Raw genomic sequence first — 13,256 nt, forward strand, 5'->3', positions numbered from 1 at the left:
GCCGTCGACGTTCTGTGGCCAGCACGGCGCCTCACCACAGCAATCCACAATCTGTGGAAAACGCTGCCGCACAGCCTGCGGATCACGGGCCGAGCGGCTACCCACTTCTGTCCCCTGACCTTCCCCAGGTCGCCCACCGGTTGTCCACCGCCGGGGATAAGCCCATGACCAGCCAAGACAGGCTCATCTTGCGTGCCGGCGACGTTCTCGTGCACAACCTGTGGGCAGCGAGCCTCCACACCCTCAGGACAACGGTGGATTACGTCACCCACCGCATGTCCCCAGTCGGTCCCCAGCCATCCCGGGTCATCCCCAGGCCGTCCCCAATCAGTCCCCAGGCGCGAAGTTCCTGTGGATGCCACGATGTCTGCACCAACCGCCAACTCACCAGCCGACACCCCGAAAGCCCACCACGCCGACGCCGCGGAGGCGGAGCCCTCACCCAGCGTCAACGACCTTCCGGAGATCCTCCAGCCGACGCAACTCGTCGTGCACCGCCGTCCGTTCCTCGGCCCCGAGCTCGGTTCGTCCGACCTCCGCCACCAACCCCTGAGCGCGCGGCAGATCGTCCAGCTGAAGCGCGACATCGGCACGGAGCACCAGAACCTCGACCCGCTGCGTCACCGTGAGGCTCGCTCCGTCGTCCGCCAGCAGATGGTCAAGGACCTTCGCCGCACCCTCGAAGTCCTCCTTGGAGTTCACGAACAGCCGGGCGGTGTGCAGTGCCCGGCCGACCTTGTCCTTCGGCGCGGGGCGGTGCGAGAAGTCATCGGAGGTCGGCTGGCCGATGCGCAGCTGGTTGCCGTCCGGATCGGTCACCAGGAACTGCCGGACGCCGTACGACATGTCGCCGAGCCTGCCGATCCTGGGCAGCCCACGCGTGGGGATACGGCCGAGCGACGCCTTGAGCCCACCGCGGAACGCCTCGTACAGCGCATCGACATCGGTCGTCAGGACGTAACACCCGAACAGGCCCGTGTTCGGGTCGTGCGCCTTGAGCCCGTAGAACTGCAGCTCGATGCCGCCGCGTTGAACGGCGATGAACGGATTGGGCCGGGTCTGCCGGAACGTCAGCTCGAAGCCGAGCGCCTCGTAGAAGGCCCAGCAGTCGTCGATGGAGCGGCAAGGAAAGATCGGAACGGTCTTTTCACCCATGCCGCGACAGTACGCACAGCTTCCCTGCTAGTCAAACTTGACTAGCGACGCTGCGGCTCGTTCGCGCGAACGAGCCGCAGCCTCAGCGGCGCAGGTCCAGCCACACCAGACGATGGTCGGAGCTCGGGAACGGGTAAGAGCCCGTGAGCCTGGACAACGGATCGGCGGCGACAGGCCAGAAGACGCCACCGCCTACCGGCCGCAGTCCGCGCGAAGGCAGGACGTAGTCCACGCGCAGGTTGCCTGGGGCGTTGTCGGCGAAGTCGGCCGTGTCGTACGCCGGGTTACCCCGGTGGGTGGTGTTGGCGCCGCCCTGCAGCGCGGCGGCCTCGGGGGCGCCCGCGCTGCTCGGGATGACCGACGCGTTCACCCGGGGATTGCGCAGGAGTTGGTTGATGGCACCGTTGACGCTGTCGCCGTCCACAGGGTCGGCGTTCTGGTCTCCGGCGATCACGAACGAGGCGCCTCGGCTCAGTCCGCCGCGCCGCCCCCTGTCGTCGTAGATGTAACGAGCGGCCGGGCCACCACGTACGTAGTCCGCCCAGAGCCTGATCTCGTCATGGTTGCGGCGGCCGTTGCGGTCCTCGGGCCCGTCGAACGTGGGCGGCGTCGGATGGGAGACGAGGAGGTGCACGGTGCGATGGCCGACGCGGATGGGGAGATCCCAGTGGCTCTTGGACGAGAGCCGGACGACCTTCCGCTCGGCGCGCGAGTACCAGTCGGCCGGAGCGGGCGTGCTCGGGTCGTCCGGTAGCAGGGCGCCAGGCATGTCCTTCCACCTGAACTTCTGGAACGTGCGGACGCGGCGCTCGTCGATCGGGTACCGCGAGTACACGGCCATCCCGTACTGGCCGGGGAAGACACCGAACCCGTACGCGTCGTCGCCATAGCCGGCCGCGCCGGGTTCGGTCACGACCTTGCCATCGTTGTTGAGGTCGAAGCCCGACGCGATACCGGTGTTGCTCGGCGCCACGAAGCGGTGCCGGTAGCTGATGGGCGCGGCGCCGTTCTGGCCGACGGAGAGGTAGTTGTCCTGAAACAGCCGCGCGGCCCGCCCGCGCGCGTCGAAGTCGAACTCGTTGATGAGGACGACGTCGGGCCGCGTCCGCTGGATGATCTCGGCGATCGTCCGCGCCTGCGCGTTTCCGGCGTTCGACAGGTCCGCGACCAGCGCACCCTCGGTGTTGCGGTTGAGCGAGGCGTTGAACGTGGCGAACCGCACGTTCCGCCCACCGCCAACCCCAACCGAAGTGCCCGCGCCCGGCGCCGAAGCGGACGCGCTGGGTGCCGTGACGGCGGTGGTGGCCGCGAGCGCCAGCCCGGTGGCGACCGAGGCGGTACGAACACGGAGGGCCTTCATGCGCTTCTCCTCACCGAAGTGCGACGACCGGTTGATCCTGCCATGCACATTTCATCCGGCAAGTGATCGGCGCACAACGGTGCGGCGACGGCTTCATTGCCAACACCCGCACCTTCGCAAGTCGACGGGCTAAAGGTCCTCGAGACCAGCAGGCCACAGGCCCTTGCGATCGACGTGGCTGCAGGCCCTGCGGTCGGTGGGGCTACAGGGCTTTCAGGTCGATGGATGCGGCGATGGCGTGGTTGCCTGCGTCGTTCGAGTGCAGGCCGTCCATGAAGACGTATCCCGGGCGGGGCTTGAGGGGGTCGGCAGGGTCGCTCATCACCTTGGCGACGTCCACGACCGCGTCGTATTCGCCGCTGTTGCGGATCCAGGTGTTGACCGTCTGGCGGGCGCGCTCGGCCTCTTCGCTCCAGATCGGGAACAGCGCGCCCTTCATCGGCAGGATCGTCATGCCGATGGCCTTCACTCCGTGTGCGTGCGCGGCCCGGATCAGTGCGCGGTGCCCGTCGATGAGCTGCTTCGCGGTCACCTTCGGGTTCGGGCGTACGCAGGGATCGTCGACCTGGGGCGCGCCGAGGTCGTTCGCGCCGAGGTGGACGATCATCGACCGCACGCCCGGCCTGCTCAGCACGTCACGCTGGAGCCTTGCCAGCGCCTTGTCACCGCCGCAGGCCGAGTCGTTCAGCAGCTTGTTGGACCCGATGCCCGCGTTCACCACGCCGAACGGACGGCGTGCGGCGGCGAGGCGTTCGGCCAGGTGGTCGGGGAACCGTGAGTCCGCTCCCGGGGTTGCGCCGACCCCGTCAACGAGCGAGTCTCCGAGCGTCACCACGGTGTTGCGGCCAGGCCGTCCGCCCCCGGCGACCTCGACGCCGCTCAGGTAGTACCAGGAGTTCGTCGACTCGGTGAACGTCTCGCTGCCGACATCGGAGAGCCGGTCGCCCTTGGCCCGGTAGGTCTTGTCCAACGCGAACCTGTGGAACGTCGCGGGCCCGGTCGGCTCGGCGAACCGCAGCGTCACCGCGAGCCGTTCGAGCGGCGAGGTCGTCAGCGGCACGGCGTCGCTCACCAGCTCCCGCCCGGCCGGGACCACCGTGGACGTCGAACGCCCGAACGTGAGTTTCCTGAATGTCTCCGGCCACACGATCGCCCCGCCCGCAGAACGCCCGATGGTCGCGCCTGACAGGCGCAGCGGCTTGGTGCCGTACACGTTGGACAGGCGTATGCGAACGGACGTGCCGCCAGTGCTCACCCGTACGACCTGCCGTACGGACTGGTCGGCGAAACCCTGCTGCGACCAGTTGACGCCACTGTCTTCGTTACCGCCTACCGGACGCTGGACGGCTGTTCCCCACGCACCTACCCAAGGCGTTGCGGGCTGAGACTGAACGGCCCGTCCGGAGCTGAGTACCGCGGCTCCGGCGGAGAAGGTCGGGGAGTTGTGGACAATGCCGACGATCAGAGCGGCACCGGCGAGGACGCCGATGGAAAGACGTGCGACGCGTACGGAAGGCGTGGGGTTCTGCATACCTGAAACCCCATCGTGAACGGGCTTCGGGCACATCGGGGAGGTCCCCCGATCTTGAGGTGGGGCAGCCCCTAGGACACCCCTGGGACCACCCCCCAAACACCCTTGCCATCCACAGCCTGTGGATAAACAACCCCACAAGGCTTCACCAGCGGTAATGGCCTGCCCTGCCCGGCCATTCCCCAGGATCTTCCCCATGTTGACCGTGTAACGATCGGGGAGATCCGCCACACGCTCCAGCCGCCACACCGACACGCCCGAACGCGATCGCCGCACGGAGCGTTCAGTCGGGCAGCAGGGGAACGGAGATTCCCGGATCGCGCCCCAGAAGGACGCCGCGGGTTATGGCGGCCGAGCCGAAGCGGTCGCGGACGTCGTCCACAGCGGTGTCGAGGGCAGGGCCGGTGGCGCGGTCGAACGGCAGGGCCAGCTGCACCGCGCTGTCGTCGTGCAGGTTGCCGAGAGTGATCCCGATCAGGGTGATCCCCTGCGCTTCGATCATCGGCAGGGCCGCGCACAGGAGTTCGCGGGCGGCGGCGAGGATGACCGGGGTCTCGGCGGTGGCCTGCGGCAGCGTGTGCGAACGTGTCACCCGGGTGAAGTCGTCGAAGCGCAGGCGGAGCGTGACGGTACGGCTGACCCGCTTGGCGGTGCGCAGTCTCCGGCAGAGCCGGTCGATCAGGCCCACCATGAAGGTGTCCAGTTCCTCCGGGGAACGCCGGCGGCGGCCGAGGGCCCGTTGCGCGCCCATCGAGCGCCGGCGGACGCCCGTGCGCACGGGACGCGGGTCACGGTTGCGGGCGAGGGCGTGCAGGTGCCGTCCGGACGCCCGGCCGAGCATGGAGACCAGCAGGTTCTCGGTCAGCCCGGCCACCTCACCGACGGTCGTGATGCCACGTTTCCTGAGCTTCTCGGCGGTGACCGGGCCGACGCCCCACAGGCGCTCCACCGGCAGCGGATGCAGGAAGTCCAGCTCGCCGTCCGGTGGCACGACCAGGAGCCCGTCGGGCTTGGCGACGCCGCTGGCCACCTTGGCGAGGAACTTGGTCCGCGCGACGCCCACCGTGATCGGCAGGCCGACCTCTTCGAGGACCTCGCGGCGCAGCCGTACGGCGATGTCCACAGGCCGCCCCGAGATCTTCCGCAACCCGCTCACGTCGAGGAACGCCTCGTCGATCGAGAGTCCCTCGACCATCGGGGTCGTGTGCCTGAACACCGCGAACACGGCCTTGCTCGCCTCCGCGTACACCGACATCCGCGGCGGGACGACCGCCGCCTGCGGGCACAGGCGCCGTGCCTGCCCGCCGGTCATCGCCGTCCGCACGCCGTACGCCTTGGCCTCGTAGCTGGCCGCGAGCACCACCCCGCCGCCCACGATCACTGGCCTCGCCCGCAGCCGGGGATCGTCACGCTGTTCGACCGACGCGTAGAATGCGTCCAGATCGGCGTGCAGGATCGCCGCCTCATCAGACACGAACATATGTTCGCATGAACGGCCCCGGCGATGCGAGCCCGCTCCAGGGCCAGCCGTTCCCAGAAACCCAGGTCAGCCGTTCCGCAAACCCAGGTCAGGCCAGCCGTTCCGCATAACGCTCGGTCAGGTCAGCCGTTCCGCAAACCCAGGCCAGCCGTTCCGCATGACGCTCGGTCAGCCCAGCCGTTCCGCTCAACGCCTGGTCAGCTCAGCCGTTCCGCATAGCGCTTGGTCAGCTGCTCGAACCGCTCCTGCGGCCACGAGAGGTCCGCCTTGCCCTGCGTGGCGGCGAAGAACAGATCCAGCTGAACGTGCCATGCGGCGAGCACGTCGGCCCGCGGCTCGGTCACGGTATGGGTCAGTTCCACCCTGACACCGAAGGCCGGATCAGAGAAGACCTCCCACAGCACACGGCTCTCCGGCCCTGCCTCGCACTCCAGCAGGCGCGGCGCCTCGACCCGAATGACCTTGCCGGCCGGCACGTGTTCGTTGACCGTCCGCGCCGGCGGCGCATCGCCGACGTCCGGCGTCGCGTCGTCCACGAGCAGCCGCCACACCTCGTCAACCGGCTTCCACACCAGGTCACGGGCGAAGTGAAGCGCGTAACCGCCGCCGTCCACCTTCCGGACGTGGCCGTCACCGAGGCCGAACACATCGATGTAGTGGGCCATCCGCTCGGGCCAGTCGGTACGAGGTGGCACGCCGCGGCCGTCAAGGCGCCCCGACAGCTCGTCGAGGCAGGCGTCCCAGCCCGCGGCGGTACGTCCGGCACCGAGCCGCCCGACGTTGCCGCCCCCGATCGTCTGCGTGAACACCAGCAGGCATCCGTCGCCCTCCGGAACGAGCTCGAACCGCAGCACGTCCGCGTTCCAGCGGAACATGAACACCCTCGGCGGATCGACTTCGAGGACCTCGCCGTCCCACGCGCCGTCCACCACCGCCTCCTCCGGGAAGGTGAAGCGCATGGGCGCGCCGGGACGCAGTTCGGCCTCGACCTTGGCGGGGAACCAGGCGGCCAGCTCGGCCGGATCGGTCACCGCCCGCCACACCTTCGCGGGCGGATGCTTGAGCCGCCGCTCGATTCGCAGCGTCGGCTCTCCGTTGATCGTCTGCAGGGTCGTCATCGTGTTTCCTCGTCCGGCATGGTGTCCAGGTGGCGTTCGAGGGCGTCGAGGCTGCGCGTCCACATGCGCCGGTACGGCGCGAGCCATTCGTCGATCTCGGCCAGCGGCTCTGGAACGAGCCGGTACCAGCGGCGCTGCGCGTCCTGCCGGACCTCCACGAGCCCGGCGCCGCGCAGCACCTTCAGATGTTTGGAGACGGTCGGCTGCGCGAGCGCCAGCCGTTCCACCAGTTCACCGACCGGCCGTTCGCCGTCGCGAAGCAGATCGAGGATCTCCCGGCGGCTCGGCTCGGCCAGCACCTCGAACGTAGATGCCATATGAGGAATATAGCCGCACCAGCATATAAAGGCTAGACCCCGCGCCGATGCACGTCGCGCGCCGCGAGAAGGAGAAGCACCGTCCAGACGGCGCAGTACACCCCGAAGACGGCACCGCCCTGCTCGGTGAAGACCGCCTTACCGATCATGCCGATCGCGCCGGCCGCCGCCATGGCGGCGCAGATGGCCAGCACCGCGAGGAGCATCCTGCGGGGCCACCGATGACGGGCCGTGAAGAGCGCGGCTACCAGGGCGCCCACGATGAGCGCTCCCGCCGCCGCGTTCGCCCATTGGGCCTGCGCGACCTCGCCTGGCCCATAGCCGCGGTAGGAATCAGGTGCCACGCGTGGCCCGCCCGTAACCCCGAGCCGTTCCTCCAAAGCCAGGTGCACTTTGGAGGCAACGTAGAGCGCGGTCCATACGACCGCTGCCCAGACCACCGAAACCGACCGTGGCCTATGGACGTGCTTGGCTCCCATTTCCACACCATCTCGGCTCAGCCAAGACGGAGGATCCCCCTGGCAGGCGAACCACTTCCCCCGCCAGAGCGAATCCGTTCAGAAAGGCCCCTCCGCGCGGCGCATCCACTCATCCCAGTCGCCATCCGGATCCTGGGCCTGAGCCAACCCCGTCATGTACTCCCGGTCCCGCCCGTACCGCCGGCTCTTGGGATCACGCGGATCCGACGGGTCGCTCGGCCGGGGATCCCGAGGCACCCGGCTGTAGTCCTGCCCGTCGATCGGCTGCACGGTGCCCTCCGGAACGACGCCGCCCTTCACGAACCACGCGCCCTCGTCCGTCTGCTCCAACCACGCGATCCGCGCGCCCCAGCCTCGCCCCTCCGTAACGGGAAGACGCTGCCATTCCAGCAGGTAGGCGACCCCTTGGATCACCTGAGCGCGGACGATGGGTGGAACTCGTGCCATAGGCAAGGTCTACCCGAAAACCCCCCAAAAGCCGAACAAACGTTCGCATCCTCTCCATGACCTACGTCAGCGGGGAGAACGAGGAGTGACCAGGCCGTAGTCGTAGGCCACCGCGACGGCCTGGGCGCGGCTCGTCAGGGAGAGCTTGGCCATCACACGGTTGAGGTGGGTCTTAACCGTGGCCTCGCTCAGCGAAAGCGTCTCGGCGATCTCCCGGTTGGTGTGGGCGCGGGCCACGAGGGCCAGCACCTCGGTCTCCCGGCGGGTGAGCGCCGCCAGCTCGGGCGCGGCGGACGACCGGGGGGTGGTGAAGGTCTCCAGCAGACGCCGCAACGCCGCCGGTGACAGCAGGATGTCGCCGGCCGCCACCGTCCGGATGGCGGTCAGCAGGCGCTCGGGCGGCGTGTCCTTGAGGAGGAATCCCGACGCGCCCGCGCGGATCCCCTCGTACACGTACTCGTCCAGGTCGAAGGTGGTGAGGATCAGCACCTTGGGCGGCGCGGCCCCCTCGGAGTCGCCGTTGCCACCGGCGGCGAGGATGCGTTCGGTGGCGGCGATGCCACTGATCCCGGGAAGCCGGACGTCCATCAGGATCACATCGGGCCGGTGCGCGGCGGCCAGGCGGACGGCATCCTCGCCCGTCTCGGCCTCACCGGCCACCGTCAGCCCGGGAGCCGCGCGGATCAGCGCCGCCAGCCCCGCACGAATCAGTACCTGGTCGTCCACGACCAGCACGGAGATGGTCAGCGCTCCTCCCCCACCGGAACGGGCAGCGGGAAGACCGCCGTCACCTCGAAGCCTCCCTGGGGCGAACGTCCCGCCCGGAAGGTCCCCTCGAACAGCAGCACACGTTCCCTCATCCCGATCAGTCCATGTCCTGACTTCGCGTCCGGGAGCGGCTGTACGGCCTCTGCCGGTGCGTCATTGACCACTCTGATCGACAGCTCCGCCGTCCCGTAGGCCAGCTCGACCCTCGTACGCACCAGCCCGGCGTGTTTGATCACGTTGGTGAGCGCCTCCTGGAGCAACCTGTAGACGGAACGGTCCATGGCCGGAAGCAGCGGCCGGGACTCGCCCATGACGACGAGCTCGACCGGAAGCCCCGCCGACCGCATCCGGTCGACCATGACCTGGATCCGGGCCGGCCCCGTAGGACCCGGCCCGAAGACGTCATCCTCCTCCGAACCGGCATCCTCGGCGTCGACGCGCAGGACCGACGTCATCCGCCGAGCCTCGGCCAAGCCCTCGCTGCTGCTTTCGGCGATGAGCTCCAGCGCGTTCTCCGCGGTGGCCGGATCCGTGCGCAAAACGTACCGGGCAAGCCCTGACTGTACGGCGATCACGGACATGTGATGCGCCACGACGTCGTGAAGTTCCCGTGCGATCCGGACTCGTTCTGCAACAGCCGCCTGATGCTCGGCACGTTCCCGCTCACGGCGAAGCCGTTCGGACAGATCCGCGAGACTGTTGTTGCGTTCGGCGAGCAGAAGCACACCGCGGCCGATGACGAGTACGCAGGCGCACACCAGCATTGACTGGGCCAGCACAGACCAGGGCTTGGCCTGGGCCATCGCGGAGTTGGCGCGGACCATAGCGAGGTTGGCGTGTGCCCATTCGGCCGCCGTCAACAGCCCACCGGTAACCGCCCATCCCAGGGGACGGTGGGCGGCGACCGTGTAGAGGGCAAGCAACGGCCCCATGTTGTTCTGGCCGTAGCCGTAACCAAGGTGGTGGTACAGCATCGCGGCGGCACACGAGACCGCCAGCACGGTGAACGGAAGGCGACGCCGCGCGGCGAGCGGCAGGTTCACCACCACGATCAGCAGGCGCGACACGGCGTCAGGAGGCTCCATGCCCTGATGGGGTTCGTAGAGCTCCCACAACACACCGCCGACGCACAGCGCCACGGCGAGCGCGGCATCAGCCGTCCACGGAGACAACGCGGCCAACCGTCGGCGAAGTGATGACCCCATCGCGCTCACATGCGAATGCTAACTATTCCCCACCAGTGGTTGGACACGGCCCTCAACCCAGTGGAGTATGCGTCCTGCTCCACTGGTCGCATGCCGCCATAATTCCTCAACCCATCGCGGTAGGACGATTCAACCGCTCGCCGACCCCGCTTTACTGCCGCGCCTCACAGTTTTCTTGCCGACCACAACGAAATTGCTCACAAAGAAAGCAAAGACCATCGCCCGCAAGCCCGTCCATCCCCCGCCCCCGTGGTCGGTGGCCTATCGGACGCAAGTACGTGACCAGGTGATGAAAATTCCCTCACCAAGCGCGACAGCCAACAGCTAAGCGGTTAGCGCCGCCTGTCAGCGCCGTGCCAGTTCTACGAACCGTGCGATGGCCTCAGACCAGTCCACGGCTGCGGCACCGAGGACGGTAGTCGGCCCGGCGCCCTGACTAGTCACAACGATTTCGTCCGGCACGTGCCGGGGCGAGGCGTGGGTGCGAATGCCATCCTTGACCCGCGCCCGCAGCCGGGGGAGTCGACACCCCGGCGACGAACAGCGGCATCCAGCACCCGCCGTCCGGCTCGTCCACCCCACGACCAGTGCGTCGATCAAACTCCCGTACCCGGTCGAGCGCCTGGTAGATCTCCGCGCTGCCCAGCCGTACGCCTCGCCGGTTGAGCGTGAAGTCCGATCGACCGCGCATGATCACGGTGCCGCGCCCGGTCATGGCGATCCAGTCGCCGTGTCGCCATACACCCGGGTAAGCGCCGAAATAGGCGTCCCGGTAGCGCTCGCCATCCAGGTCTCCCCAAGAGCACAGCGACATGGAGGGCAGCAGCGCCGTCACCACCAGCTCACCCAGCCTGTCCTGCTGCGGCCGACCGTGCTCGTCAGGCGATGTCCAAGCGGTCTCCCAGGCAGCGGGAGGTGACAATTCCCAGCACCGCACCATCCACGACGTCACCTCCCGCCCGGTTCCGCTCCATCCCAGCGGCCGCCCTCATCACCGGCCGCTCGTACCGCACCATCCAGACCCGGGCACGCGAGCACCGCATGCCGAGCATGAAGGCCCGCGAGCAACTACTCCTGGTAGGGGAGCTCAGCTACACGACCTCACCCGTTCGGGACCTCTGTCCGCGGACGCGGCGCGAGAACACGGCGTCGAGCCCGAACCGTCCGCCGCCGACGAAAGTCAGCAGGAGCGCCAGGGCGGCGAGCACCAGCACGTACTCATAGCCCCCCTCGTTGGCGAACAGTCCGTTCTCGCGGTGTACGTACCAGTAGGCGCCCGCCATGGTGAAGGCCAGCAGCAGCCCGGTGAGGGGCACCAGCAGACCGAGGATCATGGCGATGCCGCCCGCCAGCTCGACCCAGGTCACGAAGGCGGCCGACAGGTCCGGCAACGGGATACCGCCCTTGTCGAACCCGGCGCTGACGGCGCCGTGCCCTTTGTCCAGCTTGTCCCAGCCGTGCGCGATGAAGACGACGCCGATGGCCACGCGGCCGACCAGCAGCCCGGCGTCTGGCAGGAAGGAGAGGCGATCGGGAATGTAGGGATTCTGACTGGCGTGGGGGCTCACGGTGCTCCTCCAAAAGCATCGGGCGCTGTGGTCGATCAGCACGCTAACAAGCCGGATGCGGTGCGTGACGGTTACAGTGCAGACCGAAATTTCGAACTTAACCCGCCCATGGGCCGTACGGCTCGAACGGCCGGTGGATGCCGACCAAGGATGGCGCGTCGAGCAGGCGGAGCCGGCCAAGTCAGCGACGGACCAGGATCCGGTGGACCGTGGCGGCCCGCCAGGCGCGCGAGCAAGCGAGGCTGTGGCCAGCGGAACTTCACGCACCGATCACGACCGCGCGTATACGCACGCTGAAGGCAAGAGCCGCAACGCGACGCGGCCGAAGAACGCGCGGTTGGCGAGCGCAATGTCGCGGATCTCGGGGGTGACCTGGAGGAGTTGCTCAGCGGCTTGACGCTCGACGGCGAGCGTCCTCGCACCCCCCGATGACGTAGACGTGGGCGGGAGACGTCGAGGCGTCCATCCGCTGACCGTGACACCGCTGACCGAAATTGGCCGTTAGACCGGTGAGCCCTTATCCATGGCAAAGGGCCGGGCGCCCCATACCCCACTCAACGAAAAACCCCCCGGTGCTCCGGGGGGTGTCGCCTGGTGGGCCTACCTGGACTTGAACCAGGGACCTCTTCCTTATCAGGGAAGCGCTCTAACCGAGCTGAGCTATAGGCCCGCACCTGCCGCCGTCCTCGCGGCGCAACGAGAGATTACCCCATCTGGCAGGGCAACCGGTAATCGGTTTCGCTGGACGGCGGGCTGTGGCTATTCGGCTTCCTTCAGGGTGACCTCGACCCCGCCGACGAGGTCGGCGGCGAGGTTGTAGATGACCGAGCCGACCGTGGAGAGCGCCGTGATGAGGAGGACGTTCAGGGCGCCGACCAGGACGGTGTAGCCGAAGATGCGCGAGAACGAGAACCAGTTGCCCGCGTCCAGGCCCCCGCCGTTCTGGCGCGGGTCGCGGGTGAGCTCGTCGATGGTGCCGCTGATCGAGTCGAAAACGCCGAGGCCGGACAAGATCATGTAGAGGACGACGACGGCCACCAGCAGGACGACGAAGCAGACCAGCGACATCACGAAGCTGAACTTCATCACCGACCACGGCTCAAGGCGTGCGAGCTGCAGCTGGGCCTTCCGCGCGGACTTGGCGGGCTTGGTGCCGCCGGAGGAGCCGGAGGAGCCGGTCGAGTTCTGCGCGGGACGGTCCTTGAGCGCCGTGCCCGCGAAACCCGAGCCGGCGCCCGCGTTCGACCCGGCGACTTCGCGGCGGCCGAACGGCTTGTCGCGGCCCGCTTCGGGTGAACGGCTCCAGCTGGGGCCGCCTTCGGCCGGGGTGTCCTTGACCGGCGGGATCACCGGCGAACCGCCGGGCTTGCCGGGTGCGCCCGGGCCGCCGCCACTGCTTGAGCCGCCGCGAGCGCCTGGGGCGGGGGAGTTGCCGGGCTTGCCGGAACCGCCGCCGGTGGCAGGCTTGGCGTCGGCCTTGGTGTCGACGCGTGTCTGGTCCAGATCCTTCGGCTTGGCGTCGGCGGGCTTGGCGTCGGCGGGCTTCCCGCCCACCGGCTTCCCGCCCGTCGGCTTGCCGTCCACCGGCTTGCTGGCGCCGCCCAGGTCGGGCGTGGTCTCGTCCGTGGCGGGCTGCACCGGCGTGATCTCCACGGTCGCCTCGTCACGACCGGGCTTCGCGGCCGGGACGGCCTTCTTGGCGCCCGCAGAGGGGCCGGACGAGCCGGAACTCGAACCGGAACCCTTGCCGGTGCCGCCGGAGCGGCCCTTGCCTTTGCCGGGCTGGGTGCTCACGTGTCCTCCTGGCCTACCGGTTCGGTGGCGGGTT

At 68.6% G+C, this 13,256-nt stretch carries 13 protein-coding genes and 1 tRNA gene; all 14 read right to left on the reverse strand.

Annotation, left to right across the window (positions count from 1 at the left end):
- Nucleotides 1-438: 438 nt before the first annotated feature.
- Nucleotides 439-1,155: a bleomycin resistance protein gene (locus ABD333_RS30455; RefSeq protein WP_344545973.1), complete on the reverse strand. Its 717-nt coding sequence runs from the start codon at nucleotides 1,153-1,155 to the stop codon at nucleotides 439-441.
- 82 nt (nucleotides 1,156-1,237) lie between these two features.
- Entirely contained in the window at nucleotides 1,238-2,515 is a 1,278-nt protein-coding gene (locus ABD333_RS30460) for an endonuclease/exonuclease/phosphatase family protein (protein WP_344545974.1), read from the reverse strand.
- 202 nt (nucleotides 2,516-2,717) lie between these two features.
- Nucleotides 2,718-3,770, reverse strand: a complete 1,053-nt coding sequence (locus tag ABD333_RS30465) for an SGNH/GDSL hydrolase family protein (RefSeq protein WP_344545975.1) — start codon at nucleotides 3,768-3,770, stop codon at nucleotides 2,718-2,720.
- A 559-nt stretch (nucleotides 3,771-4,329) separates the two neighbouring features.
- Nucleotides 4,330-5,520 carry a DNA polymerase IV gene (gene dinB / locus ABD333_RS30470; RefSeq protein WP_344545976.1) on the reverse strand — a complete coding sequence of 397 codons (1,191 nt, stop codon included), beginning with the start codon at nucleotides 5,518-5,520 and terminating at the stop codon, nucleotides 4,330-4,332.
- 203 nt (nucleotides 5,521-5,723) lie between these two features.
- Nucleotides 5,724-6,644, reverse strand: a complete 921-nt coding sequence (locus tag ABD333_RS30475; protein WP_344545977.1) for an SRPBCC family protein — start codon at nucleotides 6,642-6,644, stop codon at nucleotides 5,724-5,726.
- Nucleotides 6,641-6,961 (reverse strand): ArsR/SmtB family transcription factor, encoded by a 321-nt coding sequence (locus ABD333_RS30480; protein ID WP_344545978.1) that lies wholly within the window; start codon nucleotides 6,959-6,961, stop codon nucleotides 6,641-6,643. The genes ABD333_RS30475 and ABD333_RS30480 overlap by 4 nt, the downstream gene beginning before the upstream one ends.
- Before the next feature lie 32 nt (nucleotides 6,962-6,993).
- Complete coding sequence (locus ABD333_RS30485; protein ID WP_344545979.1) at nucleotides 6,994-7,305, reverse strand: hypothetical protein; 312 nt, start codon at nucleotides 7,303-7,305, stop codon at nucleotides 6,994-6,996.
- 213 nt (nucleotides 7,306-7,518) lie between these two features.
- Nucleotides 7,519-7,887 (reverse strand): hypothetical protein, encoded by a 369-nt coding sequence (locus tag ABD333_RS30490; RefSeq protein WP_344545980.1) that lies wholly within the window; start codon nucleotides 7,885-7,887, stop codon nucleotides 7,519-7,521.
- A gap of 66 nt (nucleotides 7,888-7,953) precedes the next feature.
- Nucleotides 7,954-8,628 (reverse strand): response regulator, encoded by a 675-nt coding sequence (locus tag ABD333_RS30495; protein WP_344546242.1) that lies wholly within the window; start codon nucleotides 8,626-8,628, stop codon nucleotides 7,954-7,956.
- A gap of 2 nt (nucleotides 8,629-8,630) precedes the next feature.
- Nucleotides 8,631-9,827 (reverse strand): sensor histidine kinase, encoded by a 1,197-nt coding sequence (locus ABD333_RS30500; protein WP_344545981.1) that lies wholly within the window; start codon nucleotides 9,825-9,827, stop codon nucleotides 8,631-8,633.
- A gap of 469 nt (nucleotides 9,828-10,296) precedes the next feature.
- Nucleotides 10,297-10,782, reverse strand: coding sequence for a hypothetical protein (locus ABD333_RS30505; protein ID WP_344545982.1), 486 nt, complete (start codon nucleotides 10,780-10,782; stop codon nucleotides 10,297-10,299).
- A gap of 169 nt (nucleotides 10,783-10,951) precedes the next feature.
- Complete coding sequence (locus tag ABD333_RS30510; RefSeq protein ID WP_344545983.1) at nucleotides 10,952-11,428, reverse strand: DoxX family protein; 477 nt, start codon at nucleotides 11,426-11,428, stop codon at nucleotides 10,952-10,954.
- 592 nt (nucleotides 11,429-12,020) lie between these two features.
- A tRNA-Ile gene (locus ABD333_RS30515) sits at nucleotides 12,021-12,098 on the reverse strand.
- An 89-nt stretch (nucleotides 12,099-12,187) separates the two neighbouring features.
- On the reverse strand, nucleotides 12,188-13,222 hold the full coding sequence (locus tag ABD333_RS30520; RefSeq protein WP_344545984.1) for a DUF3566 domain-containing protein: 1,035 nt from the start codon (nucleotides 13,220-13,222) through the stop codon (nucleotides 12,188-12,190).
- Between the last annotated feature and the right edge of the window lie 34 nt (nucleotides 13,223-13,256).

The sequence above is a fragment of the Actinomadura fulvescens genome (genome assembly GCF_039533225.1).
Classification (GTDB): domain Bacteria; phylum Actinomycetota; class Actinomycetes; order Streptosporangiales; family Streptosporangiaceae; genus Spirillospora; species Spirillospora fulvescens.